This window comes from Pseudomonas sp. RAC1, assembly GCF_030658255.1.
Lineage (GTDB): Bacteria > Pseudomonadota > Gammaproteobacteria > Pseudomonadales > Pseudomonadaceae > Aquipseudomonas > Aquipseudomonas boreofloridensis.
Genome location: NZ_JAUTXS020000024.1, coordinates 19,739 through 44,040, shown reverse-complemented (window position 1 = coordinate 44,040; position 24,302 = coordinate 19,739). Strand labels below are relative to the sequence as shown.

General features: G+C 64.4%; 26 protein-coding genes. 19 read left to right on the top strand and 7 right to left on the bottom strand.

What is annotated here, in order from left to right; genetic code table 11:
• The 16 genes from cobU (at position 1) to Q7C30_RS06530 (ending at position 15,544) form a co-directional block, all read left to right on the top strand.
• A complete protein-coding gene (gene cobU, locus Q7C30_RS06605) occupies positions 1-522 on the top strand; it encodes a bifunctional adenosylcobinamide kinase/adenosylcobinamide-phosphate guanylyltransferase (RefSeq protein ID WP_029611855.1) in 522 nt (173 codons plus the stop codon).
• On the top strand, positions 519-1,574 hold the full coding sequence (cobT, locus tag Q7C30_RS06600) for a nicotinate-nucleotide--dimethylbenzimidazole phosphoribosyltransferase (protein WP_317871057.1): 1,056 nt from the start codon (positions 519-521) through the stop codon (positions 1,572-1,574). The genes cobU and cobT overlap by 4 nt, the downstream gene beginning before the upstream one ends.
• Entirely contained in the window at positions 1,571-2,140 is a 570-nt protein-coding gene (cobC, locus tag Q7C30_RS06595; RefSeq protein ID WP_317871056.1) for an alpha-ribazole phosphatase family protein, read from the top strand. Before cobT ends, cobC begins: the two co-directional genes overlap by 4 nt.
• A complete protein-coding gene (locus tag Q7C30_RS06590; protein ID WP_317871055.1) occupies positions 2,140-2,874 on the top strand; it encodes an adenosylcobinamide-GDP ribazoletransferase in 735 nt (244 codons plus the stop codon). The genes cobC and Q7C30_RS06590 overlap by 1 nt, the downstream gene beginning before the upstream one ends.
• Before the next feature lie 105 nt (positions 2,875-2,979).
• Entirely contained in the window at positions 2,980-4,167 is a 1,188-nt protein-coding gene (locus Q7C30_RS06585) for a cellulase family glycosylhydrolase (RefSeq protein ID WP_317871054.1), read from the top strand.
• Between the two features lie 159 nt (positions 4,168-4,326).
• Positions 4,327-5,529, top strand: a complete 1,203-nt coding sequence (locus Q7C30_RS06580; RefSeq protein ID WP_317871053.1) for an MFS transporter — start codon at positions 4,327-4,329, stop codon at positions 5,527-5,529.
• Positions 5,530-5,695: 166 nt separating this feature from the next.
• Complete coding sequence (locus Q7C30_RS06575) at positions 5,696-6,244, top strand: glutathione peroxidase (RefSeq protein WP_317871052.1); 549 nt, start codon at positions 5,696-5,698, stop codon at positions 6,242-6,244.
• Positions 6,245-6,756: 512 nt separating this feature from the next.
• A complete protein-coding gene (gene cprA, locus Q7C30_RS06570; protein ID WP_317871051.1) occupies positions 6,757-7,914 on the top strand; it encodes a cationic peptide resistance protein CprA in 1,158 nt (385 codons plus the stop codon).
• Between the two features lie 211 nt (positions 7,915-8,125).
• Positions 8,126-8,956 (top strand): ABC transporter substrate-binding protein, encoded by an 831-nt coding sequence (locus Q7C30_RS06565; protein WP_317871050.1) that lies wholly within the window; start codon positions 8,126-8,128, stop codon positions 8,954-8,956.
• A 15-nt stretch (positions 8,957-8,971) separates the two neighbouring features.
• Positions 8,972-10,477 (top strand): amino acid ABC transporter permease/ATP-binding protein, encoded by a 1,506-nt coding sequence (locus Q7C30_RS06560; protein ID WP_317871049.1) that lies wholly within the window; start codon positions 8,972-8,974, stop codon positions 10,475-10,477.
• Positions 10,474-11,151, top strand: a complete 678-nt coding sequence (locus Q7C30_RS06555) for a GntR family transcriptional regulator (RefSeq protein ID WP_029615162.1) — start codon at positions 10,474-10,476, stop codon at positions 11,149-11,151. The genes Q7C30_RS06560 and Q7C30_RS06555 overlap by 4 nt, the downstream gene beginning before the upstream one ends.
• Positions 11,152-11,167: 16 nt before the next feature.
• A complete protein-coding gene (locus Q7C30_RS06550; protein WP_317871048.1) occupies positions 11,168-12,016 on the top strand; it encodes a DUF1989 domain-containing protein in 849 nt (282 codons plus the stop codon).
• A gap of 107 nt (positions 12,017-12,123) precedes the next feature.
• On the top strand, positions 12,124-12,906 hold the full coding sequence (locus tag Q7C30_RS06545) for a hypothetical protein (protein ID WP_317871047.1): 783 nt from the start codon (positions 12,124-12,126) through the stop codon (positions 12,904-12,906).
• Positions 12,907-13,281: 375 nt separating this feature from the next.
• Positions 13,282-13,500: a hypothetical protein gene (locus Q7C30_RS06540; RefSeq protein WP_317871046.1), complete on the top strand. Its 219-nt coding sequence runs from the start codon at positions 13,282-13,284 to the stop codon at positions 13,498-13,500.
• 323 nt (positions 13,501-13,823) lie between these two features.
• Positions 13,824-15,128 (top strand): MFS transporter, encoded by a 1,305-nt coding sequence (locus tag Q7C30_RS06535; protein ID WP_317871045.1) that lies wholly within the window; start codon positions 13,824-13,826, stop codon positions 15,126-15,128.
• Between the two features lie 104 nt (positions 15,129-15,232).
• Positions 15,233-15,544: a hypothetical protein gene (locus tag Q7C30_RS06530; protein ID WP_029612643.1), complete on the top strand. Its 312-nt coding sequence runs from the start codon at positions 15,233-15,235 to the stop codon at positions 15,542-15,544.
• 19 nt (positions 15,545-15,563) lie between these two features.
• Here the strand turns inward: Q7C30_RS06530 and Q7C30_RS06525 are convergent, their stop codons facing one another.
• Both Q7C30_RS06525 and Q7C30_RS06520 read right to left on the bottom strand, forming a co-directional pair.
• Positions 15,564-16,496: a LysR family transcriptional regulator gene (locus Q7C30_RS06525; protein WP_029612641.1), complete on the bottom strand. Its 933-nt coding sequence runs from the start codon at positions 16,494-16,496 to the stop codon at positions 15,564-15,566.
• A gap of 74 nt (positions 16,497-16,570) precedes the next feature.
• A complete protein-coding gene (locus tag Q7C30_RS06520) occupies positions 16,571-17,281 on the bottom strand; it encodes a tRNA (adenine(22)-N(1))-methyltransferase TrmK (RefSeq protein ID WP_317871044.1) in 711 nt (236 codons plus the stop codon).
• Between the two features lie 146 nt (positions 17,282-17,427).
• Here Q7C30_RS06520 and Q7C30_RS06515 point away from each other — a divergent pair, with 146 nt between their 5' ends.
• Both Q7C30_RS06515 and Q7C30_RS06510 read left to right on the top strand, forming a co-directional pair.
• Positions 17,428-17,808, top strand: a complete 381-nt coding sequence (locus Q7C30_RS06515; RefSeq protein WP_029612638.1) for a RidA family protein — start codon at positions 17,428-17,430, stop codon at positions 17,806-17,808.
• 124 nt (positions 17,809-17,932) lie between these two features.
• Positions 17,933-19,933 (top strand): U32 family peptidase, encoded by a 2,001-nt coding sequence (locus Q7C30_RS06510; protein WP_317871043.1) that lies wholly within the window; start codon positions 17,933-17,935, stop codon positions 19,931-19,933.
• 45 nt (positions 19,934-19,978) lie between these two features.
• Here the strand turns inward: Q7C30_RS06510 and Q7C30_RS06505 are convergent, their stop codons facing one another.
• The 4 genes from Q7C30_RS06505 to Q7C30_RS06490 all read right to left on the bottom strand — a co-directional run bounded on the left by Q7C30_RS06505 (position 19,979) and on the right by Q7C30_RS06490 (position 22,747).
• A complete protein-coding gene (locus Q7C30_RS06505; RefSeq protein WP_317871042.1) occupies positions 19,979-20,827 on the bottom strand; it encodes a Ku protein in 849 nt (282 codons plus the stop codon).
• A 101-nt stretch (positions 20,828-20,928) separates the two neighbouring features.
• Positions 20,929-21,099, bottom strand: coding sequence for a KGG domain-containing protein (locus tag Q7C30_RS06500; RefSeq protein WP_317871041.1), 171 nt, complete (start codon positions 21,097-21,099; stop codon positions 20,929-20,931).
• Between the two features lie 211 nt (positions 21,100-21,310).
• Complete coding sequence (locus Q7C30_RS06495) at positions 21,311-22,189, bottom strand: Dyp-type peroxidase (RefSeq protein WP_039577751.1); 879 nt, start codon at positions 22,187-22,189, stop codon at positions 21,311-21,313.
• Between the two features lie 93 nt (positions 22,190-22,282).
• Positions 22,283-22,747 carry a sterol desaturase family protein gene (locus tag Q7C30_RS06490; RefSeq protein ID WP_116888284.1) on the bottom strand — a complete coding sequence of 155 codons (465 nt, stop codon included), beginning with the start codon at positions 22,745-22,747 and terminating at the stop codon, positions 22,283-22,285.
• 421 nt (positions 22,748-23,168) lie between these two features.
• On the opposite strand from Q7C30_RS06490, the gene Q7C30_RS06485 reads away from it, so the two are divergent.
• Entirely contained in the window at positions 23,169-23,882 is a 714-nt protein-coding gene (locus Q7C30_RS06485; protein ID WP_317871040.1) for an MgtC/SapB family protein, read from the top strand.
• 6 nt (positions 23,883-23,888) lie between these two features.
• Here the strand turns inward: Q7C30_RS06485 and dksA are convergent, their stop codons facing one another.
• Entirely contained in the window at positions 23,889-24,296 is a 408-nt protein-coding gene (gene dksA / locus Q7C30_RS06480; RefSeq protein ID WP_295487014.1) for an RNA polymerase-binding protein DksA, read from the bottom strand.
• Positions 24,297-24,302 lie beyond the last annotated feature (6 nt).

Genomic DNA, 24,302 nt, shown 5'->3' with positions numbered 1-24,302 from the left:
ATGCGCAACCTGATTCTCGGCGGTGCCCGCTCGGGCAAGAGTCGCCTGGCCGAACAACTGGCCGTGGCCAGCGGCCTGCCGGTCACCTACATCGCCACCAGCGAGCCGCTGGACGGCGAGATGAACGAGCGCGTGCGCCTGCACCGCGAGCGTCGCCCGGCCGACTGGGGGCTGATCGAGGAGCCTTTGGCGCTGGCGCAGGTGTTGCGCGCCGAGGCGGCCGAAGGGCGCTGTCTGCTGGTGGACTGCCTGACCCTGTGGTTGACCAATCTGCTGATGCTCGACGATGCCCAGCGCCTGGCCCAGGAGCGTGACGCCCTGCTCGATGGCCTTGCCAGTCTGCCGGGCACGTTGATTCTGGTCAGCAACGAAAGCGGCCTGGGCGTAGTGCCCATGGGCGAGCTGACTCGTCGTTACGTCGACCTGGCCGGCTGGCTGCACCAGGCTGTGGCCGAGCGCTGCGAGCGTGTCGTGCTCACGGTCGCTGGCCTTCCTCTCACGCTTAAAGGACCTGCCCTATGACTTCCTCCTGGTGGCTCGAAGCCTGCCAACCCCTCGACCCTGACGCCATGGAGCAGGCGCGCGCCCGTCAGCAGCAATTGACCAAGCCGGCCGGCTCGCTGGGCCAACTGGAAACCTTGGCGGTCACCCTGGCCGGTCTGCAAGGCTGCGAGCGGCCGAGCCTGGAACACGTGGCAATCAGCCTCTTCGCCGGTGACCATGGTGTGGTGGAGGAGGGCATCTCCGCCTATCCACAAGCCGTGACCGGGCAGATGCTGCGAAACTTCGTCGGGGGAGGCGCGGCGATCAGCGTACTGGCGCGCGAACTGCGCGCGACGCTGGAGGTGATCGACCTGGGTACTGTCGATCCTACCCTGCACCTACCGGGCGTGCATCACCTGCGCCTGGGCGCTGGCACGGCCAACTTCGCCCGCCAGCCGGCGATGAGCGAGGCGCAATTGCAGGCGGCATTAGGCGCTGGCCGCGACAGCGCCCTGCGCGCCGCCAAGCAGGGCGCCCAGTTGTTCATCGGTGGTGAGATGGGCATCGGCAACACCACGGCCGCGGCAGCCGTGGCCAGCGCCTTGCTGGGCTGCGCGGCCAACCTGTTGAGCGGGCCGGGTACAGGCTTGGACAGCGCAGGCGTGCACCACAAAGCCGAGGTGATCCAGCGCGCGCTGGCGCTGCATGCGCTGTCTGGCGATGAGCCGTTGCGTGTCTTGGCCTGCGTCGGCGGCTTCGAGATCGCGGCATTGACTGGGGCCTATCTGGCTTGTGCCCAGCAGGGCGTGGCGGTGCTGGTGGACGGCTTCATCTGCAGTGTCGCCGCGCTGCTGGCCGTGCGCCTCAACCCGCAATGCCAGCCATGGCTGCTGTTCGCCCACCAGGGCGCGGAGCCAGGTCACCGCGCCGTGCTCGAAGCACTGCAGGCCCAGCCGCTGCTGGCCCTCGGTCTACGCCTGGGGGAAGGCAGCGGTGCGGCGCTGGCGGTGCCGCTGATGCGCCTGGCATGCGCGCTGCACGGGCAGATGGCGACTTTCGCCGAAGCGGCCGTGGCGGATCGCCCGGCATGATCCTCGACCTGCTGCGCCATGGCGAAACCGAATGCGGTGGTGGGCTGCGTGGCAGCCTGGACGATGCCCTGACCGCCCAGGGCTGGGCGCAGATGCGTGCTGCGGTGAGCCAGGGTGGTCCCTGGGACGTGCTGGTCAGCTCGCCCTTGCAGCGCTGCGCACGCTTCGCCGAGGAACTGGGCGAGCGCCTGGCGCTGCCGGTGCAGGTGGAGGCGGGGGTGCGCGAATTGCATTTCGGCGAGTGGGAGGGGCGCAGCGCGGCGCAGATCATGCAGACCGAAGCCGATCTGCTCGGGCGTTTCTGGGCCGATCCCTACGGCTGCACCCCGCCCGGCGGTGAGCCGGTCAGCCATTTCGCCGAGCGCGTGCAGCGCAGCGTCGAGCAGTTGGTGCGTCGATATGCGGGTCAGCGGGTGCTGCTGGTGACCCATGGCGGCGTCATGCGCCTGTTGTTGGCGCGCGCGCGTGGCTTGCCACGCGAGCAGCTGCTGCAGGTCGAGGTCGGGCACGGAGCGTTGCGGCGTCTGGACGTGGCGGCCGACGGCCAGTTGACGGAGCGGGCGTGATGCTGCCGTTCTGGATTGCCTTGCAGTTTTTGAGCAGCCTGCCGGTGACGCTGGCGGGCATGCCCGAGCCGCGGCAGATGGGACGTTCGCTGCTGTTCTACCCTGCAGTCGGGGCGTTGTTCGGCGTGTTGCTGTGGGCGGCCAGCGCGTTGTTGCACAGCACGCCGGCGCCGCTGCAGGCTGCCTTGCTGCTAGCGCTCTGGGTGCTGCTCAGCGGCGCGCTGCACCTCGATGGTCTGGCCGACAGCGCCGACGCCTGGCTGGGCGGCTTCGGCGATCGCGAGCGCACCTTGCAGATCATGAAGGATCCGCGCAGCGGGCCGATCGCTGTGGTCACGCTGATGCTGGTGCTGCTGCTCAAGTTCTGTGCCCTGTGGGTGCTGGTCGAGCGGGGAGCGGGTGCCTGGCTGATGCTGGCGCCGATCCTGGGGCGCACGGCCTTGCTCGGGCTGTTCCTGTGCACGCCTTATGTGCGGGCTGGCGGTCTGGGGGCGGCCTTGGCGGAACACCTGCCTAGGCGTGCGGCGCGCGGAGTGCTAGCGGGAAGCGTGGCCGTCTGTGTAGTGCTCGGTGGCTGGACGGCGATAGGGGTGGCCCTGCTGGCGCTGCTGGTGTTCGTCGGGCTGCGTCGGCAGATGTGCCGGCGTCTGGGCGGCACCACGGGCGATACCGCTGGGGCTCTGCTGGAGTTGATCGAGTTGGCCGTCGTAGTCGGTTTGGCGCTGGCGGGCTGATCGGTCTGGAGGCGTCAGTTCGGAATCGCCCTTCATGCATAGCAGATACTTCCCGTGATTAGCGAGGCTAGGCTCGGTGCTCTTCGACTCATCAGGACACCCGCCATGCGTGACCGACTGCTCGCCAGCTTGCTGGCCCTGACCCCGCTTCCGGCGTTGGCCGCCGATCTGATCGCGTTCTGGGACGAACCGCGCCACGGCGCCAACAGCTTCAATCGACTGCCGCCGGATCAAGCCTATTTCGACGCCTTGAAAGGCTACGGTGCGTCCTGGGTGCGATTGTCCTATGACAAGTGGCAGCCCGCAGGAAGGGATTTCCTGCTGGGAGATGCTGATGAGTACGCGGGCTTGGCTCAGGCCGATCTGCAGACCTTGGTGGCGGTGCTGGATCGTGCGCATCGCTCGGGCCTGAAGGTGGTCATCGCGCCCCTGTCGTTGCCGGGCATGCGCTGGGCGCAGAACAACCAGAACCAATTTGACGATCGTCTATGGCAGGACAAGCGCTACTGGGAGCAATCCGCCGCTTTTTGGCGCGATCTGGCCAAGGCGCTGAAGGATCATCCAGCGGTGGCTGCATTCAATCTGGTCAATGAGCCGGCCCCTGAAAAGCGCGGCGGTCTGGCCGAGCATGCGCCGCTGGCTGACATGCAGCGCTGGTATGACCAAGTCCAAGGCAGTGCCAGGGATCTGCCAGCGTTGTCGGCCACGCTACTGGAGGCTATCCGCACCGTGGACGACAAGACGCCGGTGATGGTCGACGCTGGCTGGTACGCGGCGGCCGACGCTTTTGGCTACTGGCCCACGCCGTTGGCAGATAGCCGGGTGCTGTACAGCGTGCACATGTACGAACCTTACGTGGCCACGTACGCGCCGAGTATCACAGGCGATCGTGCATACGCGTATCCCGGCACCGTACCCTTCGCTGCGGGGACCGAACGCTGGGACAAGCAACGCGTAGCCGACTACCTTCAGCAGCCCGTACGCTGGGCGCAGCAGCATGAGTTGCCGGTATCACGACTGGTGGTGGGCGAGTTTGGCTGCATGCGCCGCTTGGCGGGCTGTGGCGCTTACCTGGAGGACGTGCTGGCGGCGCTCGATCGCTATCGCCTGCATTGGGCGTTTTATGCCTTTCGCGAAGATGCCTGGGATGGAATGGACTACGAGCTGGGCACCGACAAGGTTTCGTGGCGTTACTGGCAGGCAGTCGAGGAGGGTAAGCCGGACCCGTTATCGCGACACCCGGGGCCATTGTTCCAGCCGATCCTGCAGCGCCTGAGCCCAGACCCCCAATAGAAAACGCTTGCACGCCCCGATCAGTCGGTATAAACGCTTGAGGCTGACACAGGGCGCTCACGTTGTGTCGTTGGGCTGCACAGCGCGGCGCACGACGACCTCGACGAATCGGCACTAGACCTGGGCGCCCGCCTTTCGTGATGCCTGGAGATAACAACAATGACTTCCCTCTGGCGAACCAGTGGCTGGGTGCTGCTTGGCGCTGCGTTGATCCTGGCGCTGTCGCTTGGCGTACGCCACGGTTTCGGTTTGTTCCTGGCGCCGATGAGCACCGACTTCGGCTGGGGCCGTGAAGTCTTTGCCTTCGCCATCGCCTTGCAGAACCTGATCTGGGGCTTGGCCCAGCCTTTCGCCGGTGCCTTGGCCGACCGCCTGGGCGCGGCGCGCGTGGTGATCATCGGTGGCATTCTCTATGCCCTGGGGCTGGTACTGATGGGTATGGCCGACTCGCTGTGGTCGTTGTCGCTCAGCGCTGGGCTGCTGATCGGTATCGGTCTTTCGGGCACCTCGTTCTCGGTGATCCTCGGCGTGGTGGGCCGCGCGGTAGCCCCTCAGCAGCGCAGCCTGGCCATGGGCATCGCCAGCGCGGCGGGATCGTTCGGTCAGTTCGTCATGCTGCCCGGCACGCTTGGCCTGATCCAATGGTTGGGCTGGTCGGCGGCGCTGCTGGTGCTGGGTTTGCTGGTGGCATTGATCGTCCCCTTGGTCAGTATGCTGCGTGACCGTCCGCTGCCTCGCCTGGATGGCGAACAGACCTTGGGTCAGGCACTGCGCGAGGCCTGCTCGCATTCGGGCTTCTGGCTACTGGCGCTGGGCTTCTTCGTCTGCGGGTTCCAGGTGGTGTTCATCGGCGTTCATCTGCCGGCCTATCTGGTCGACCAGCATCTGCCGGCAAGTACCGGGACTACGGTGCTGGCGCTGGTCGGGCTGTTCAATATCGTCGGCACCTACACGGCCGGTTGGCTCGGCGGGCGGCTGTCCAAGCCGCGTCTGCTGACCAGTCTTTATCTGCTCAGGGCCGTGGTCATCGGGTTGTTCCTGTTGGCGCCGGTGACTACGTTAAGCGCTTACCTGTTCGGTATTGCCATGGGATTGCTGTGGCTGTCGACGGTGCCGCTGACCAATGGCACCGTGGCGACTGTGTTTGGGGTGCGCAACTTGTCCATGCTCGGTGGCATCGTGTTCCTGCTCCATCAACTAGGGGCATTCCTGGGAGGCTGGATGGGGGGTGTGGTGTACGACCGCATGGGCAGCTACGACGTGGTCTGGCAGATTTCCATCCTGCTCAGTGTGCTGGCGGCGGCGCTCAATTGGCCGGTGCGCGAGCGGCCGGTCGCGCGTCTGCAGGAGGCTGCGGCGTGAGGCGCTGTGGCTTGCGTGGCTGGCTAGCAGCGGGAGCCCTGTTGTTACTGGCGTTGGCGTGGTGGGGCTGGCAGCGCGGGGGACTGGCGCTCATGCAATTGGGCATGGGAGTCTGTTAGGCGCTAACCTGCTAGGTTAACGAAACGTCTTGCAGGAGTAACAGACTATGCGCCTTCGCTGGCTTACAGTGCCTCTGGTTTTTGCGGCTGTCGCCTCCAGTTGGGCGGCCGACTGTCCAGCGTTGTTGCAGGGTAGCCTGCCGGAATTGCGGGGTAAGGGGCAGGTGGATCTTTGCCAGCGCTATGCGGGCAAACCGCTGGTGGTGATCAATACGGCCAGCTATTGCGGGTTCGCTCCGCAGTTCGAAGGATTGGAGGCGACCTATAAGGCCTATCATGACCAGGGTTTGGAAATGCTGGGAGTGCCCTCCAATGATTTCAAACAGGAAGACGCTGATAGCGAGAAAACGGCCAAGGTGTGTTATGCCAACTATGGCGTGACCTTTACCATGACCAAGACTCAGGCGGTGCGGGGGGATGATGCCATTCCGTTATTTGCTGAGTTGGCCAGGCAGAGTAGTGCGCCGAAGTGGAATTTCTATAAGTATGTGGTGGATCGTCGGGGGAAGGTGATTGGGCAGTTTTCCAGTCTGACTAAACCGGATGATCCGGCGTTTGTTGGGGCTATTGAGAAGGCGATTGGGTCTAGGCCTTAGTTTGGGTTTTGGGTTTTGGGTTTTGGGTGAATATCCGTTGGCGGTGGTGAGGCTTAGTCACCTTTTCGCCTTTACGGCGACCCCCTTTTTTTCTTGGAAAAAAGGGGGGCAAAAACCGCTTGCTCCCGCATACGGCCCCTTCGGGGTTCCCTCGCGCCGGTGGCACTCCGGGGGTACCGCGCTTAGGGGCCATCCATGGCCCCAAGCGCTTGACGGGCATCCCTGCCCGTCAACCCCCTCCGTGCCACCTCTGCTCGGCCTCCTGAAGTCGCGATGGGTGGCGTCTGCACGATTGTGCTTGCAGGCGAGAGCGTGGGTGGTGAGTTGTAAACTTTCTTTCATCTGAAGTTAATCCGCGCGGTGTATTCAGTGCGGATTGAAGGCCGCAGTTACGCTGTCCTCCACTTGGGGCGTAACTTTTTACTGAACGTACGGATGACTTTTAGTTCATTACGTGTTCCGAACGGCACACTTATCATTCAACGGCGGCCTACTCGCCCTTGAGGATAATTATGAACATGCTCGCCACCGGTGAACCCATCACCTTTACCACGCTGCCCGAATGCATCCTGATCACCGGCGCTACCGGTTTTCTGGGCGGGTCGGTCGTCGCTCAACTGATCGCCAGCGGCCAGGCTGCGCAGCTCATGTTCCTGGTGCGTGCCGATGAGGCCGAACAGGGTCTGGAGCGTCTGCGCGCCAACCTGCAACAGCACGGCGTCGGCCTGGCCGAGCGCATGGCGCTGCGCGCCGAGCAGATCATCTGCGGGGACTTCCTCGACACCACCTGGCTGGCGCGCGAAACGCCGCGTCTGATGACGGTGGACCGCGTGATCAACTGCGCCGCCGTCGCTTCCTTCTCGAAGAACCCGACCATCTGGCCGGTCAACGTCGAAGGCACCTTCGCCTTCGCCGAGGTCATGAGCCGCTCGCGGCGCCTCAAACGCTTCCTGCATGTCGGTACCGCCATGTGTTGCGGGCCAGAGCGCGAGTCGCCGATCAGCGAGTCGTGGGAATTCCCCGAGGCCGAGCAGCAATTGGTGGACTACACCGCCTCCAAGGCCGAGATCGAGCGACGCATGCGCGAAGACCTGCCCAGCCTGCCCCTGGTGGTGGCGCGCCCTTCGATCGTGGTCGGCCACCGCAGCCTGGGCTGCCAGGCCTCTGGCAGTATCTTCTGGGTGTTCCGCATGGGCTTCGCCCTGGAGAGCTTCACTTGCGGGCTGGACGAACAGATCGACGTGATCCCGGTGGACTACTGCGCCGAAGCACTGATCGGCCTGACCCTCAAGCCGCGCCTTAATCACGACCTGTACCACATCTCGGCCGGCCATGACTCGGCCTGTACCTTCGCCGAGATCGACCGTGCCTTCGCCCTGGCCAATGGTGCGGACCCGGTGGGCGAGCGCTACCGCAAGATCGACGTCGACAACCTCAAGGAGCTGGCGGTGAGCTTCGAGTCGCGCATCGGCCCGGCCAACCCACGGCTGGTACTGCGCGCCTTGCGCCTGTACAGCGGCTTCGCCGACCTGAACTACCTGTTCGACAATCAGCGCCTGCTCGACGAGGGCATTGCCGCTGCGCCGCGCTTCACCGACTACCTGGACGTGTGCGTGCGCTCCTCCAGCGGCGTCAGTATCGCCACGCAGATGCAGTGGGACTTCAAGTAAGCCTTGATTAGACCGGGGCTGACCTTCGGCCCCGGCACTCAGGTGTGTCACGAGGTGACACGGATGCGCGAAAAGCGTGCACGTCCGCCCGCGATCTTCCAACCACGCTGCCGAAATCATCCTTGTCAACGCGCGTAACTTAATAGTTGGCACGGCTATTGATTAGCTACTCCGCAACGATTGTTGAACAATCACACGTGGAGCAGCCCTCATGTCCCGAGCTACCGTCCTCACCCTCGCCCTGACCCTCAGCGCTGCCGCCCAGGCCGCCGACGGCACCCTGCAACCTGATCGCCTGTCCGTGGGTTCGGACCTCACCTACCCGCCCTATACCTACCTCGATCAAGGCAAACCTGCTGGCTTCGACCCGCAGTTCATGAATCTGCTCGGCGCGCACCTCAAGCTGACCACCCAGTTCCAGGACACCCGCTTCGCCAACCTGGTGATGGGGGTCAACGCGCGGCGCTTCGATGTGGTGGCGTCGGCGCTGTACGTCACCCCCGAGCGCGCGGCCCAGGTCGATTTCCTGCCGTATCTCAAGAGCGGCGCTTCGCTGATGGTGCGTGCCAGCGACAGCTTCCGCCCCCAGCGGCCAGAAGACCTGTGCGGCAAGCGCATTGGTTCGATCAAGGGCGGCTCGTGGATTCCCAAGCTGATGGCGCTTTCCAAGAGCCACTGCGAAGCCAATGGTCAGCCAGCCATCGATTCGCGTGAATTCCCCACCTCGCCGGAAGCGGCGCAGGCGCTGCTGGCCAAGGCCGTGGACGTGCAGTTCGAAGACGCCGCCGTGGCCGCCATTACCGCCGACAAGCTCAAGGGCCGCGTGCTGATCAGCTCCAACGAACTCATCTACCCCGTGGTCATCGGCCTGGCCGTGCGCAAGGGCAACGAGGCGCTGCTCGGCGAACTGCGCCAAGGCTTCGCCGACATGAAGGCCAGCGGCGAATACCAGACCTTGCTCAGCCGCTACAACCTCGCTGAACCGAGCGCGGCCGAAGTGGCCCAGGCCCTGGGCCAGAACCCTCAAGCGGCAGCCCAGTAAGCGGGAGCGTCAAGCATGCGATTCGATTGGGATTACGCCGCAGGCCTGCTGGTCAACGGCGACTTCTGGAAAGCGGTCGGCACTGTGGTGGAGTTGAGCGTCGAGACCTGGTTGCTGGGCATCGTGTTCGGTTTCGTCCTGGCGCTGGCACGGCAATCTCGCCACCGCGCGCTGAACCGTGGTGCGGCGCTGTACATCTGGTTCTTCCGCAGCCTGCCGCTGCTGGTGCTGCTGATCTTCGTCTATAACCTGCCCCAGGTATTTCCCAGCACCAGCGTACTGCTGTCCAACCCCTATGCTGCCGGCCTGATCGCCCTGGTATTGAGCGAAGCCGCGTACATCGCCGAGATCCATCGCGGCGGCCTGCTGGCGGTGGCCAAGGGTCAACTGGAAGCGGGCAAGGCGCTGGGCATCCGCTATACCGGCGTGCAACGGCTGATCGTGATTCCGCAGGCCTTGCGCGTGGCGCTGCCGACCTTGGCCAACGAGTACATCACCATCGTCAAGCTGACCTCGCTGGTGTCGGTGATTTCTCTATCGGAGATCCTGCTGGTCGGCCAGCAGTTGTACACGCAGAACTTCCTGGTCATGGAAACCATGCTCGCGGTGGCCTTCTACTACGTGCTGATCGTGACGGTGTTCAGCTACCTGCTGCGCCGCCTGGAGCGCTACCTGGACGTTACCCAGCGCTTGCCCAAGGTCGTCGCCGACGACACGGCGCAGGCCGCACCGGCGCCCCGTGCCAGCCCCGCGCGGCGCGGTGAGTTCGCCATGCGTGTGCTCGGTGCGCGCAAGCACTACGGGCCACTGGAGGTGCTCAAGGGCATCGACCTGGATATCCGCTTTGGCGAAGTGGTATCGATCATCGGGCCGTCGGGGTCGGGCAAGACGACGCTCATCCGCACCCTCAACGGGCTCGAAGGCCTGGATCGCGGCCAGGTCGAACTGTGCGGCGCACCGTTCCTGCGCGGCCATGATGAGGAAGGTGGCAGCCTCGGCAGTCGCCTGCACATGGAAGGCATCGTCCAGGTCGGCATGGTGTTCCAAGGCTTCAACCTGTTCCCGCACAAGACCGTGCTGGAGAACGTGATGCTCGCCCCGCAGCATCACGGCCACGCCAGTGCCGCCGAACTGCGCGCCTTCGGCTTGTCACTGCTGAGCAAGGTGGGGCTGCGCGAGCACGCTGGCAAATATCCGCACCAGCTTTCCGGCGGTCAGCAGCAACGGGTGGCGATCGCCCGGGCGCTGGCCATGCGCCCGCAAGTGATGCTGTTCGACGAGCCAACGTCGGCGCTGGACCCGGAACTGGTAGGCGATGTGCTCAAGGTCATCGAAGACCTGGCCCGCGAAGGCATGACCATGGTCATCGTCACCCACGAAATGAAGTTCGCCTTCCAGGTGTCCGACCGCGTGGTGTTCATGGAACGCGGTGAAATCATCCAGGCCGGCGCGCCGCGCGAATTGCTCGACAACCGCAGCGAGCGCATGGGCCGCTTCCTCAAGGACGTGCAACTGGCATGAGCAATCGAACCGCGGAAAAGACCGACGAGCGCCTGTCCCTGGCCGATCAGGTGGCCTGCGAAATCCGTGAGGACATCATCGGTGGGCGCCTGGTGTCGGGCATGGCGCTGGTCGAGGCGGACCTCACCGGTCGCTACAACGCCTCGCGCAATACCGTGCGCGAAGCCCTGCACCAGTTGGGCCACGAGGGCCTGACCACCTACGTGCGCAACAAAGGCGTGATGGTCCGTCGCCTGGGGGTGGCCGAGGTGCGCGACATCTTCCTGGTGCGGCGCACCTTGGAGGTGCAGGCGATCCACGGCAGCAAGCCGCTGCGCGAGTACCAGTCCGACCGCATGCTCGATGCCATCGAGGCCGCGGAGCTGGCCCGCGAGCGCGAAGACTGGCAGGCCTTCGGCACCCACAGCCTGCGCTTTCACCAGCACATCGTCGGCCTGCTGCGCAGTCCGCTGCTCGACGCCTTCTTCACCAACATCGCAGCGCAGATGCGCCTGGTGTTCGCCGTGGCCCCGGATGAAAAGAACTTCCAGAGCCCTTGGCTAGAGCGTGACCGGCAGATCCACGACCTGCTCGCCGACGGCCTGCGCCTGGACGCTGCCGAAGCCATGACCCGTTACCTGGACGACTCCGAGCACGCCCTGCTCGACCTGTTCAGTCACCCACCCCGTTCCTGAAACCGGAGACTTACCCATGTACAAGGATTACCCCGCAGCCTACCAAGTCAGCAAAGGCGCCGCCCTGCAAGTGGACAAGGCCTTCTACGACCGCGTGCGCGAGCGTCAGGATGCACGCACCTTGATCGAACAGTTCGACGTGCCGATTCGCACCGGCCGGTCCTGGAAAGTGCCAGCCGGTCACGTGTTCCGCGTCACCACCCCCGTCGGCCCGCAGGTCGGCGACTTCAACATCTGGAACGCCCACGATCCGCGCGAGCGCCTGTGGGCAGCGCGCACCCGCCAGTTGCAAGGCGCCCACGTCACCACCTACGACCGCCTGTGGTCGAACCTGCCGTTCCTGCGTCCGCTGGTGACCATCACCGACGACAGCCTGGCCGACTACGGCATCGACGAACACGGCGGGCGCGTCCACGACCTGCTCGGCACCCGCTGCGACCCCTACGTGAACAAGATGCTCACCGGCGAGGATTTCCACCATCACTGCCATTCCAACCTGACCCGCGCCGTGCTGCCCCATGGCCTGACCGAGTTCGACGTGCACGATGTACTGAACATCTTCCAGTGCACGGGCCTGAACCATGACGACATGTACTTCATGAAAGCCTGCCCGGCCAAGCAAGGCGACTATCTGGAGTTCTTCGCCGAAATCGATGTGCTGTGCGCGTTGTCGACCTGCCCGGGCGGCGACCTGTCGCTGCCGATGTGGGGACCCGAGGCCCAGGATCCGCTGTCGGTCTGCCGGCCGCTGGGGGTAGAAATCTACAGCCTCGACGACAGCCTGCTCGAAGGCTGGGAGTCGCCCAAGCGCGCCAGCTACAACGGGCTGCATGGTCTGGCCATCGGCAAAGCGGAGTGGGAATGACGCGCGCCGCGTGAAAGCGGTGTCCCTGGCGCAACGGATGACCGACAATGGCGCCGCCGCAGGCGCTGACCTGCGGTCGAACGAGAACAACCGGATCGCCGCGCGCCATGACCCTCTTCTATCTCAAACTCATCGTCACCCCGCTGCTGATGTGGGCCGTCTCCCTTGCCTCACGGCGATGGGGCGGCCTGCTCGGTGGTTTGCTGTCCGGCATGCCGATCACCTCGGCGCTGGTCATGCTGTTCCTGTGCCTGGAACAGGGCACGGCCTTTTCCCTGAATGCAGTACCCGGCGCCTTGGGCGGGTTGGCGGCGGTGCAAGGCAGCTACGCCTGCTACCTGTTCGCCAGCCGCCGTTTCGCAATCGCGCATTCGGCGCTGCTGGCATTGGCCTTGTATGCGGTGGCGTCCTATGTCCTCACCCACTGGGGTGGCTTGCCGCTGTCCATCGGGCTGGCGCTGGGACTGATCGCGCTGTTGGTCTGGGCCACGGCCCGGGAACCGCGGCCGGCGGAGTTGGCGCAGATTCGGCATCGCTGGTGGGAGATTCCCCTGCGCATGGTCGCCGCGACAGCGCTGCTGATGCTCACCACGGGCGCGGCCCACTGGCTGGGCCCGGCGGTCAGCGGCATGCTCGCGCCGATTCCGGTGATCGCCTGGCCGCTGGTGGTGTTCTCGCATGTTCAAGGCGGACGCTTCACCATGGCCGGCATGATCCGCGGTAATGCCATCGGCGGTGTCGGCGTGATCGCCTTTTACCTCAGCCTCGGCGCGCTGCTCACGTCTGTGGGGATCGCCCTCACCTTCCTGCTGGCCATCGGCTTGGCAGTGGCGCTGACCCTGGGGCTGGCAGCCGTGCTGCGTGGCCGCGCGGCGACCCGGCGTGGCTAAGGGGCAGACATGCAGGTCTGTTCGGTGGCGTGGCGGACCTGGGCGTCTGCGCCAGCGACGCACCTGCGATCTGCTGGTGGTGCGCTACATGGGCTCTGGGCTCTGGGCTCTGGGTGATTATCCGTTGGCTTTGGTGAGGCTGATTCACCTTTTCGCCTTTACGGCGACCCCCTTTTTTCCAAGAAAAAAAGGGGGTCGCCGTAAGGGCGAAAAGGTGACTAAGCCCCACCAAAGCCACCGGATAATCACCCAAAACCAAACCAGCCACAAAATCCAACCCCCTGTTAATCCTGAGAAAATCCAACCCCTCCATCATCCCCTCCATCGGCCCCAAACCCGGCCTGAAACTCAAATCGATGACGGAGATCCACCCAAATGAAAACCCTGCCCTACCTCCTGGCCCTACTGACCGCCACAACTATGACCACCGCCCTGGCCGAAGGCGGCGCCGAACGCCTGCAGGAACACCATGCCCGCTGGGCCCAGCAGCAACAGCAACAGCAACAAACCCAAGAATCCACCCAGGCTTTGGCCACCCGTGAATCCTCCTCCAGCACCGAACATCCAGAAAAGGCCGCCAAACCCTCATCCTGAGTCGGGATAAGGTGCGGCGTCCTGTCGCACCAGCCGGCCTTTGGCAAGCGCGCGGCCCAGGACGTAGAATGCCGCGCCCTTTTCGCCCAGTCGCCTCGTACGGTGGCCACCGGCAGCAATGACCACGTCTGCGCCTAACCCACATCGCCCATGTGCCACAGGCTCAACCGACCCCGCCCGACCTCGCCTGCGCGAGTCTGCGGTTGAGTCTTGCCCTGGTCGCACCCCGCCCTGGCACCGTCGCACAGCCCCGCCCCTCCAACGGCCGGCTTGGCCTGTGTGATCGAAAAGGCTCATCCGCTGATCGATCACTTGAGGTATGTATGTCACCGCGTTTGCTGGCCATGGCGCTGGCACCCCTGCTTGGACTGTTCATCATTGCCTTGGGCAATGGCCTGCTCTACTCCCTGACCACCCTGCGCCTGGGCGAGGCCGGCGAATCGGCGACGATGATCGGTATCGTCTCCTCCGGCTTCTTCATCGGCCTGACCCTCGGCGCCGTCTTCAACGACCGGCTGATCCTGCGCATCGGCCATATCCGCGCCTACAGCAGCTTCGCCTCGCTGATCGCTGCCACCATCCTGCTGCAAGGTCTGTTCGTCGACACCTGGGGCTGGTTCGCCCTGCGCCTGCTCAACGGCTGGGCCACGGTCGGGGTGTTCCTGGTGATCGAAAGCTGGCTGCTGCTAGCCGGCGATGCGAAGATCCGTGGCCGCCTGCTGGCCTTGTACATGATCGCCCTGTATGGCGCCGGCGTGCTGGGCCAGGCCTTGCTCGGCGATCTGGTCAGTCTTGGCGACAGTGCACCCTTCACCGTGGCCGGCATGCTCGCGGCGCTGTCGGTGCTGCCGATCGTGATCCTGCCACGGGTCTCACCGCTGCTCGAACAGGTCGAGCCGCTCAAGCCACGGCAACTGCTGGGCGTGACGCCCAGCGGGCTGGTCGGCTGCTTCGGCTCGGGCGTGGCCATCGCGGCGGTGTATGCCCTGCTGCCGCTGTACCTGCAACGCATTGGCATGGATGTGGGGGAAGTCGGCCACATGATGGCCTGGGTGATCCTCGGCGCCATGTTGCTGCAATATCCGGTCGGACGCTGGTCGGACCGCAAGGACCGCCAGGACGTGCTGATCGCCCTGGGCGCGCTGTGCGTGGTGCTCTCGGTGGTGATCTTGCTGCTGCCTTCGTCCTCGCCCTGGCTACCGGCGGTATTGTTCCTGTTCGGCGGCGGCGTGTTCGCGGTGTATCCGGTGGCGGTCAGCCACGCCGCCGACCGCGCGCCGATGGACGCGCTGGTGCCGATGATCCAGGGGCTGCTGCTGATCAACTCGTTGGGCTCGGCGATGAGTCCGCTGGCCATCTCGCCGGTGATGACCTCCTACGGTGCGGATGGTCTGTTCTGGGCCTTCGCCGTGATCAACCTGGCCATGGTCAGCTTCTTCATGTGGCGTCGTGGCAAGCGGCCGGCGCCGGAGCATCCGGCGCCTTTCGCACCAACGGCCACGTTCTCGCCGACGGGTGCAGAACTGCGCATGACCGAAGAGCTGATCCACGCCGCCCAGGACCACCCGCCGATCGTCGACGCGGTAACCGGCGAGAGCGCTACATCCACGCGTACCGAACGGGCGTGAGGGCGTCAGGTCGTGGACCCGTACCACGACCGCTCGTCGGCTACCGGGCACCCTGCCCCGGCTCGGTAGCCGAACGAAAGACGATCACCCACAGGAGATTCACCATGGTTCGCACGCGTCCGCTTCTACTCGCCCTGGCCATCGGCCTGACCTCCAGTGCTGCCTTCGCCGCCGGCGAGATGAACAGCACCGATCACAAGGCCCCAGCCTCCAACGCCGAAATCCAGAAAAGCAAGACCCCTGGCAACGGCACCAGCGTCAACAATCCAGGTGGCACGCGCGATAACGACAGCAGCGATACCAGCAGCGCGGGTGCAGCTGACGGTAGCACCGGGGGCTCCAGCAGCACCGGTGAAGCCACCGGCAGTGGCGCTGGTGTGACCGGTGGCGCCGCCGAGGACCAGGACAGCAAATAAGCGACCTGGCGGTGGACGATCAACGCCAGCACGTGCGATCGTCCACTCGCTGTTCATGGGCCTGGAACAATAGCGGCAGTTGTTCCTTGAGAAAGTCCAGCCAGGTTCGTACCTTGGCATCCAGATAGTGCCGCGAAGGGTAGATCGCGTAGATCTCCCGCTGGCGCAGACGATATGGCGCCAACAGTCGCAACAACTTGCCATCTTGCAACGCCTGACTGGCCGAGTAATAAGGCAGCAAGCCAATCCCCATTCCCAGCTCAGTGGCCTTGACCATGGCGTCTGCAACGTTGGTCAGAAAGGTGTCCTGCGGATGGATCACGCACGCGTCCGGCCCTTCACCGAAGGGCCAGTCTTCTTCGAACAGCGGATCCACCGTGCGCAGGCAGATGTGCTGGTGCAGGTCTTCGGGCTGCTTGGGTATCCCTTGGCGAGCCAGATAGTCGGGCGAGGCGCAGAGCACGCTGTAGATGCTGCCCAACGGGATGGCGATCAGTTGCGAATCCGGCAGGCCCTGGCCGATGGCGATCACCACATCGTGCCCCTCGGCGAGCAGGTCGGGGTTGCGCTGGGACAGCGTCAGCTCCATCACCACTTCTGCGCAACTGGCGTTGTAGCGCGCCACCAGCGGCATCATCAGCAGGCCCAGACCATGGCTGCAATGCACCCGCAGCCGTCCGCGCGGCGTGAGGTGGGCGCCACGGGCTTCGTCGACGGCCTCTTCGGTCAGCAACATGATTTGCCGGCAACGCTCGAGGAAGCGCTCCCCGGCCTCACTCATGCGCAGGCGCCGGGTGGTGCGGTGCAGCAAGCGGGTCTGCAACTGCTTCTCCAGCTCCGCGACGATCCGTGACACTTGCGCCGCCGAGATGTCCAGCGCATTGGCGGCACCGGCGAAGCTGCCGCACTCCACCACGCGGGCGAAGGTGCGCATCGCATGCAGCATATCCATGGTCGGCAATCCTTTGAGGTCGAACGTTACCCAGGGGGCGAGAATCTATCATGAGATGCCGCAGGCCAGGGTATTCAGCCAAGCAGTTGCTCGATCCACTCGATGTGCAAGGCGAATAGACGCGCCTTGTCCTGCGGCACATCCCGGGCCCGGGCAACATTGGCCAGGGTCATCTGCCGCTGACGGCGCATGCGCTGCCACTTGTCGATGAACGCTGCGCTCTTCTCACGCATCAGCAGTGGCCCGAACAGCAACTCCTGGGCGCTGTAGCTCACCGGGTCGGCCGGTTCGGCCGGTTCGGCCGGTTCGGCAACGATGATCTCGTAATCGAAGCGGTTTTCCCGCAGCACCTCTTCAGCCACGATGCGGTAGCGGTTGTCCATCAGCCACTGCCGCAACGGTTGCTCGCCACCGTTGGGCTGCAGCACCAGGCGCTCGCGCCCGTGCAGTCGCGCCTTGCCCCGTTGCAGGATCTCGACCATGGTCTCGCCGCCCATGCCACACAGGCTGACGGTGTCGATACGGTCATGGACGTCGATGGCCTCCAGGCCATCGGCCAGACGTACCGTGACGCGGTGCTCAAGGCCGTTACGTTTGACGTTGCGCTGCGCCGACTCGAACGGCGTGACCGCAGCCTCACCGGCTACCGCCGCTTCGAGTACGCCGCGCAGCGCCAGGGCCACCGGCAGATACCCGTGATCTGAGCCGATATCGGCCAGGCGCGTACCCGGTGCAATGTAGGCCGCCACGCGTTCCAGCCGCTGCGACAGTGTCAGTTCGTTCAACGCCAACCCCTTGCCTGAAATCCGCAGCGATTCTGCGGTGCCAGCCTCGTCATTTCAATGCCATTCGTAGCACGCAGCCGACTCGACCCTTTCGTGACGCTCGCGTAGGCTTGCCCGTTTCAGTCCAGCGCAAGGTAGATTCATCCATGGCTCAGACAGGTATCACCTTCACCCCCGATGCGGACGCCGAGTCCATTTCCTCCGACGTCGCCGAGTTCAACGGCGTGCTGGTCACCACGCAAATTCCCGTGCGCGCCGACGGCGAGCTGGAACTGGGCGACATCGTCACCCAATGCGAGTGCACACTGCAGGCACTCAAGGATGCGCTCGAGGGCGCCGGCAGCTCGATGGACCGCGTGCTGCACCTGACCATCTACCTGACCGACATGGCCGATCGCGCGGTCTTCAACCAGGTCTACCAGCGTTTCTTCGCCAAGCCCTGGCCCGTGCGCGCCGCTGTCGGCGTGGCGGCGCTGGCGTTCGAAGGGATGAAGGTGGAAGTCACTGCGATGGCGGCCAAGGGCTGACACCGCACTCCAGCCGCGCAGGTGCCACGCCCCAGGCGCCTGCCTTCCGGCAGCCAAGGGTGCCAGCGGCCCGTTTCGCCGCTACAATGCCGGCCAAACCGTGCCAGCCCGAATTCATAACGATATGTCCCTTCCGAAGAACCACCTGGAACTGCTCAGCCCTGCCCGCGACGTGGCCATTGCCCGCGAGGCGATCCTGCATGGCGCCGATGCCATCTACATCGGCGGCCCGAGCTTCGGCGCGCGGCACAATGCGTGCAACGAGGTCGCCGATATCGCCGAATTGGTCGAGTTCGCCCGGCGCTACCATGCGCGGGTGTTCACCACGATCAACACCATTCTTCACGACAACGAACTGGAGCCGGCCCGTGCGCTGATCCACCAGTTGTACGACGCCGGCGTCGATGCGCTGATCGTGCAGGACCTGGGCGTCATGGAACTGGACATTCCGCCGATCGAGCTGCATGCCAGCACCCAGACCGACATCCGCACCCTGGAGCGGGCCAAGTTCCTCGACCAGGCCGGCTTCTCGCAACTGGTCCTGGCCCGTGAGCTGAACCTGCAACAGATCCGCGCCATTGCTGCCGAAACCGATGCGGCGATCGAATTCTTCATCCATGGCGCGCTGTGCGTGGCGTTCTCGGGACAGTGCAACATCTCCCACGCCCAGACCGGGCGCAGCGCCAACCGTGGCGACTGCTCCCAGGCCTGCCGCCTGCCGTATACGCTCAAGGACGACCAAGGCCGGGTGGTCGCGTTCGAAAAACACCTGCTGTCGATGAAGGACAACAACCAGACCGCCAACCTGCGCGACCTGGTGGACGCCGGCGTGCGCTCGTTCAAGATCGAGGGGCGCTACAAGGACATGGGTTATGTGAAGAACATCACGGCCCACTACCGCCGCGAACTGGACGCGATCCTCGAAGACCGCACCGACCTGGCCCGCGCGTCCAGCGGTCGGACCCAGCACTTCTTCGTGCCCGACCCGGACAAGACCTTCCACCGCGGCAGCACCGACTATTTCGTCAGCGACCGCAAGATCGACATCGGCGCCTTCGACTCGCCGACCTTTACCGGCCTGCCGGTGGGGGTGGTGGAGAAAGTCGGCAAGCGCGACCTGATGGTCGTGACTGAGGTGCCGCTGACCAATGGCGATGGCCTGAACGTGCTGGTCAAGCGCGAGGTGGTGGGGTTCCGCGCCAATATCGCCGAACCCCGTGGCGAGTTCGAAGTGGACGGCCAGGCCCGCTACCGCTATCGCGTAGAGCCCAACGAAATGCCTGAAGGCCTGCACAAGCTGCGGCCCAACCACCCGTTGTCGCGCAACCTGGACCATAACTGGCAGCAGGCCCTGCAGCGCACGTCCTCCGAACGGCGAGTCGCGGTGCGCTGGCAGGCCGTACTCACTGAGCAGCGCCTGGCACTGAGTGTCACCAGCGAAGAAGGCATCACCGCGCAAGTGGCCCTGGATGGCCCCTTCGGTACGGCCAACAAGCCTCAACAGGCACTGGATCAGTTGCATGATCTGCTGGGCCAACTGGGCACCACCCAGTACCACGCCGAGGCCGTCGAACTGGATGCGCCGCAGGCCTATTTCATTCCAAATTCGCAACTCAAGGCCCTGCGCCGCGAGGCCATCGAGGCGCTGACCGACGCACGCGTCAACGCGCATCCGCGCGGCTATCGCAAGGCCGAAACCACTCCGCCGCCGGTCTATCCCGAGGCGCACCTGTCGTTCCTGGCGAACGTTTATAACCAGAAGGCGCGCGACTTCTACCATCGCCACGGGGTGAAACTGATCGATGCGGCATTCGAGGCGCACGAGGAGCACGGTGACGTGCCGGTGATGATCACCAAGCACTGCCTGCGTTTTTCGTTCAACCTGTGCCCCAAGCAGGCTAAAGGCGTGACCGGAGTGCGCACCAAGGTGGCGCCGATGCAACTGGTGCACGGCGACGAGGTGCTGACCTTGAAGTTCGACTGCAAGCCCTGCGAAATGCATGTCGTCGGCCGCATGAAGGGCCATATCATCGACCTGCCCTCACCCGGCAGTGCCGTGGGCGCCGTAGTCGGGCACATCAGTCCTGAGGATCTGCTCAAGACCATCGTCCGCGCGCCTCACTGACCCGTAAGATCTCCGGCGCGGAGCACATCTGCGCCTGAAAGCGATCTAGGACGCCTTGCGGGTTTTCTTCGCCGCCGGTTTCTTGGAAGGCTGAGCGCCTTTACCCTTGCCGGCAAGACTGCGCTTGAGCAATTCGGTCAGGTCAAGAATGTCGGCACCCTTCTCGCCTTTGCCGCCATCGCCCTTGCGGACCTTGGCAATCTTGCCTCTCTTGGCCTTCTCTGCCACCAATTCCATGATCGTGTCGCGGAACGCATCGTGATACTGATCGGGAGACCAAGGGCCGCTCATGTCTTCCACTAGGCGTTTGGCCATGTCTCGTTCTTTCTTGTCCAGCTTGACGTCCTTGACCTCGGTACCAAGCTCCAAGCTATCGACGCCACGAACCTCGTCTGGCCAGCGTAAGGTCATCAACACCAGCGCCCCGTCCAGCGGTCGAATCAAGGCCAGATGCTGTCGGGTGTGCAGCACCACAGTCGCCAGCGCAACCTTCGCGGTGCTGGCCAGCGTCTCGCGCAGCAGCGCGTAAACCTTACCGCCGCGTTTATCGGGGCTCAGGTAATACGGGGTATCGAGATGCTGTAGAGGAATCTCGCTCGCTTCGACGAACGAAAAAATATCGATGGTCTGGGTCGCCTCTGGCCGCGCCTTGCGGATTTCTTCTTCGCTGATCACTACGTAGCGACCTTTCTCGTACTCGACGCCCTTGACCACCTCTGCCTTGTCGATGTCCTTGCCGGTAACTTTGTTGATCCGCTTATAGCCGACCCGCTCCATGCTGCGCTTGTCTAGCCAGTCGAAGTCGATGCGCTCGCTGCGTACGGCGGTCTTCAGAGACACGGGAATGTGCACCAAGCCAAAACTGATCGCGCCTTTCCAGATTGCACGGGCCATCTACGGCTCCTGTCGCCAAACCGGCAGTAGCACCTGCCAGTGAGCCAAACACACGACGATGAACTGCGGCAGTGCCGGAGGCACCGGCACTGCCCAGCACCTCAGGAACGACCGCCCTTGTGGCTCAGGTCGTCTTTCATACCACCGGAACTGCCACCGGAGTGCCGTCCACCCTTGCGTCCGGCCTCAGACGCTTTCTCCCGGTCATTGGCGAAGTTTCCAGGGTTCTTGGTACCACCCTGACTGCCAGTCTTGCTCTGGTTATTGGCCATGGTCTTGCACCTCTTGGGCTGTGGGATGTGCACGGTCGTGCGCCGTACATAGGTTCGGAGTGCGCCGAAAACGGGCGATTCGTTTTATTGACAGGCCAGCGGACCGGCGGCGCTAAAGGCGCAAGGCGGGGTATTTGGTGCGGCAGCTTTGTGCCTGGAGATGACGTCGTGTAGAAGGCACCGCGTGAGTGCGGCGCCTTGTGGGGGGCGCTCAGCCGATCAGCCGATGCAGGTCCAGTCCGGCACGGCCCATGGGTGGGCACCAGTAATAGCCACCCGTCAGCGGTCGACTGAAGCGGTACAAGGCATCGACGACGCCATCTTCCAGACCACTCATACGCCGCAGCTGAGCCTCGAACGCCTCGAAGGAACGCCCCAGGGCAACGAAGGCCAGCCCTGCGCCGCGGGTGTCGGCCCAGGACACCGAGCGACGCACCATGAACGCTTGCGGCGCATAGCTTTCCTGCGCCGTGCGCTTGACGTGGGCCGATTCCGGCGCCTCGTCCAGTTCCTCGTTATCGCTCAGGCGTCGACCAATGATGTCGTCCTGCTCGGGCTGCGGCAGCGATTTGAAGTAGGTCAGATCATGCTTCCACAACTGGAACGCCGCGAAACTGGACCCGGCCATATCGCCGGCCTCCGATGCCACGATTGCCGCCTCCACGGCTTCTTCGTCACGCGGGTTCTCGGTGCCATCTTCGTAACCGGTCAGGTCGCGTCCGCCGCGGTGCAGGAAGCCGTCGACGCTGTCCACCAAGGTGAAGGCCGGCGCCAGGGTCTGTTCCAGTGCTTGAGCGCGCAGGAACAGGTCGCCACGCTCGTCGCTGCGCAACCACAGCCACAGGGCATGCTGAGTGGAGGGGTTTTCCACCACCGCGTCCAATTGTGGGAAGCTGCGCAGGCCCGGTATGTCGCGGCCCAGGGCTTTGCTCAACGGCAGGCCAATGCCGAGGATCAGGCTGCGCCCATCGACCTCGCCCAGCAGCGCTTCCAGTGCCGCCGCAGCGGCATCGATCTGTTGCAGGGCGAAGAACAAGTGACGGGCGTGGACCGGTACCGGGGTGGCGAGCAGACCTTGCTGGAACGGCATGACGAGCTAATCCTTCGGCAAAAGCGCGAATCCTACTGCGCCTGGCGGGCGCCCGCAACGCGACGTGTCGCCGCCCGGACACAGGTGCACCGTTCAGTCACGCCGACGCTCGCGCAACTGGCGCTTGAGCGCCTCGAAAGGCGGTGCATAGAAGAAACCGAACGACACGCTGCCTGTGCGCTCCTTGATCGCATGGTGCAGGCGATGGGCGCGGTACAGCCGCTTCAGGTAGGGCTGCAGAAGCCGGGGATGGCGTGGCCAATGCCGGTGGAACAGGCCGTCGTGAGCCACCACGTAGAGCAGGCCGTAGCCTGCGACACCGCCACCCACCCATTGCAACGGTGGATAGCCGGCCTTGCCTAAAGCCACCAGGGCGGTCGCAACCAACGCCAGGGCAAGCAGATAGAAGTCGTTGGTCTCGAGCATCCCCAGGTGCGGTCGATGATGCGATCGATGCAACCACCAGCCCCAGCCGTGCATGATGTATTTGTGGGCCAAGGTACCGACACCCTCCATGGCCACAAGGGTGGCGAGCAGCACGGCGATGTTGAACAGCATGTGACGGTCCGGCGTGAAAAACGAATGGCGCAAGATTACCACCGCCGGACAGGCCTTCGAAATCGGTAGGAGAGTTCAGCGATGAAGCAATTGTCATCGATCTGCCCTTGATCGATCGCTTGGCGCGGGGTAATGTCCGCCGCGCAATTTCGCATCCCCAACAGGAGTCCTGCATTGGACAGTAGCCCCAGTCGATTGCGACAGGTCCACACGGCAAGCTAGTCCGGCAGTATTCCTGCCGCTGTCTTGCCGAACACGGTAGATAGCGGCCCCTGATGCCTGTACAGGCTCATCCCCTTCTCCTTCCACTCAGCCGGCTGCTGCTGGCGAGCACTGTGGTCCTGCGCACTCATTCATTTCATCGGCGTCACTGAAGCCAGTGACGCGCGTGCGGGCATTGTCCCGTGGAAAGAGGTTTGCTATGGATTGGAAAGTTTTTCTGCTGCGCGTCGGCGTAGCACTCGCTCTGGGGGCACTGATCGGCGCCGAACGTCAACTGCGCCAGCGTCTGACCGGCCTGCGCACCAATGCGCTGGTCAGCACCGGCGCCTGCCTGTTCGTGCTGATGACCCAGGCAGTGCCGGGCATGGCGCCCAGCGACGCGTCGCGCATTGCCGCCTATGTGGTGTCGGGCATCGGTTTTCTCGGCGGCGGCGTGATCATGCGCGACGGCTTCAACGTGCGCGGCCTGAACACCGCTGCCACGCTCTGGTGCACCGCCGCCATCGGTGTGCTGTGCAGCCTTGGTCTGCTGCTGGAAGCCACCTTGGGCAGCCTGACGGTGCTGTGCGCGAACATCCTGCTGCGTGAGATCGCCCAACGCCTCGACCGTCAGGATATGGTCCCGGCCAGCGAAGTCGAGCAACACTTCGAAGTGCGCATCGTCTGCCGCACCGAAGACGAGATTCAAGTGCGCAGCCTGATGCTGCACAGCCTGAACGACCCTGGGCTGCGTCTGCAGTCGCTGCACAGCGAAGATTTGCCCGACGCACAACGTCTTGAGGTCCGCGCCGAGTGGCTCGGCACGCCCCAGGCGCCCGCCCAACTGGAGCGCCTGGTCAGCCGGGTGAGCCTGGAGAAAGGCGTCAGCGCGGTGCGGTGGCAGCGCCACGTGCAGCCGGTGCTGACCGACTAGGGCGTATCAGGTGTCGTCGCGCAGGTGCCGCTCGCGCAGCTCCTGACGCTCCTTGGCTTCGATGCACAAGGTGGCCGTGGGGCGTAGCAGCAGACGGCGCAATCCAATCGGCTCGCCGGTTTCGTCGCACCAGCCATAGTCGCCGCGCGCCAGGCGCTCAAGCGCCTGGTCGATCTTGTCCAACAGGCGTTTTTCCCGTTCCAGAGAGCGCAGTTGCCACTGCCTTTCCTCTTCGGCGCTGCCCAGGTCAGCTGGATCGCTGTGCACCTCCTGCTCGCGCAACGCGCGAAACTCCTGCTCGATGCGTGCCTGCAGATCGGTACGCTGCGCCAGCAGCAGGTTGCGGAAGAACTGACGCTGGGGTTCATTCATGTAGGCTTCTGGTGCCTGTGCAAGCAACTCTTCTTCAGTCATGGGACA

What these genes read in the sequence shown, in the direction of transcription:
- Q7C30_RS06545 (WP_317871047.1), top strand. Translation starts at nt 12,124, where the DNA reads ATGACCCTCTTCTATCTCAAACTCATCGTCACCCCGCTGCTGATGTGG.
- Q7C30_RS06535 (WP_317871045.1), top strand. Translation starts at nt 13,824, where the DNA reads ATGTCACCGCGTTTGCTGGCCATGGCGCTGGCACCCCTGCTTGGACTG.
- Q7C30_RS06485 (WP_317871040.1), top strand. Translation starts at nt 23,169, where the DNA reads ATGGATTGGAAAGTTTTTCTGCTGCGCGTCGGCGTAGCACTCGCTCTG.
- Q7C30_RS06575 (WP_317871052.1), top strand. Translation starts at nt 5,696, where the DNA reads ATGCGCCTTCGCTGGCTTACAGTGCCTCTGGTTTTTGCGGCTGTCGCC.
- cobU (WP_029611855.1), top strand. Translation starts at nt 1, where the DNA reads ATGCGCAACCTGATTCTCGGCGGTGCCCGCTCGGGCAAGAGTCGCCTG.
- Q7C30_RS06490 (WP_116888284.1), bottom strand. Translation starts at nt 22,747, where the DNA reads ATGCTGTTCAACATCGCCGTGCTGCTCGCCACCCTTGTGGCCATGGAG.
- Q7C30_RS06505 (WP_317871042.1), bottom strand. Translation starts at nt 20,827, where the DNA reads ATGGCCCGTGCAATCTGGAAAGGCGCGATCAGTTTTGGCTTGGTGCAC.
- Q7C30_RS06590 (WP_317871055.1), top strand. Translation starts at nt 2,140, where the DNA reads ATGCTGCCGTTCTGGATTGCCTTGCAGTTTTTGAGCAGCCTGCCGGTG.
- Q7C30_RS06495 (WP_039577751.1), bottom strand. Translation starts at nt 22,189, where the DNA reads ATGCCGTTCCAGCAAGGTCTGCTCGCCACCCCGGTACCGGTCCACGCC.
- dksA (WP_295487014.1), bottom strand. Translation starts at nt 24,296, where the DNA reads ATGACTGAAGAAGAGTTGCTTGCACAGGCACCAGAAGCCTACATGAAT.
- Q7C30_RS06515 (WP_029612638.1), top strand. Translation starts at nt 17,428, where the DNA reads ATGGCTCAGACAGGTATCACCTTCACCCCCGATGCGGACGCCGAGTCC.
- Q7C30_RS06580 (WP_317871053.1), top strand. Translation starts at nt 4,327, where the DNA reads ATGACTTCCCTCTGGCGAACCAGTGGCTGGGTGCTGCTTGGCGCTGCG.
- cobT (WP_317871057.1), top strand. Translation starts at nt 519, where the DNA reads ATGACTTCCTCCTGGTGGCTCGAAGCCTGCCAACCCCTCGACCCTGAC.
- Q7C30_RS06500 (WP_317871041.1), bottom strand. Translation starts at nt 21,099, where the DNA reads ATGGCCAATAACCAGAGCAAGACTGGCAGTCAGGGTGGTACCAAGAAC.
- Q7C30_RS06565 (WP_317871050.1), top strand. Translation starts at nt 8,126, where the DNA reads ATGTCCCGAGCTACCGTCCTCACCCTCGCCCTGACCCTCAGCGCTGCC.
- Q7C30_RS06530 (WP_029612643.1), top strand. Translation starts at nt 15,233, where the DNA reads ATGGTTCGCACGCGTCCGCTTCTACTCGCCCTGGCCATCGGCCTGACC.
- Q7C30_RS06510 (WP_317871043.1), top strand. Translation starts at nt 17,933, where the DNA reads ATGTCCCTTCCGAAGAACCACCTGGAACTGCTCAGCCCTGCCCGCGAC.
- Q7C30_RS06555 (WP_029615162.1), top strand. Translation starts at nt 10,474, where the DNA reads ATGAGCAATCGAACCGCGGAAAAGACCGACGAGCGCCTGTCCCTGGCC.
- cobC (WP_317871056.1), top strand. Translation starts at nt 1,571, where the DNA reads ATGATCCTCGACCTGCTGCGCCATGGCGAAACCGAATGCGGTGGTGGG.
- Q7C30_RS06540 (WP_317871046.1), top strand. Translation starts at nt 13,282, where the DNA reads ATGAAAACCCTGCCCTACCTCCTGGCCCTACTGACCGCCACAACTATG.
- Q7C30_RS06560 (WP_317871049.1), top strand. Translation starts at nt 8,972, where the DNA reads ATGCGATTCGATTGGGATTACGCCGCAGGCCTGCTGGTCAACGGCGAC.
- cprA (WP_317871051.1), top strand. Translation starts at nt 6,757, where the DNA reads ATGAACATGCTCGCCACCGGTGAACCCATCACCTTTACCACGCTGCCC.
- Q7C30_RS06550 (WP_317871048.1), top strand. Translation starts at nt 11,168, where the DNA reads ATGTACAAGGATTACCCCGCAGCCTACCAAGTCAGCAAAGGCGCCGCC.
- Q7C30_RS06525 (WP_029612641.1), bottom strand. Translation starts at nt 16,496, where the DNA reads ATGGATATGCTGCATGCGATGCGCACCTTCGCCCGCGTGGTGGAGTGC.
- Q7C30_RS06585 (WP_317871054.1), top strand. Translation starts at nt 2,980, where the DNA reads ATGCGTGACCGACTGCTCGCCAGCTTGCTGGCCCTGACCCCGCTTCCG.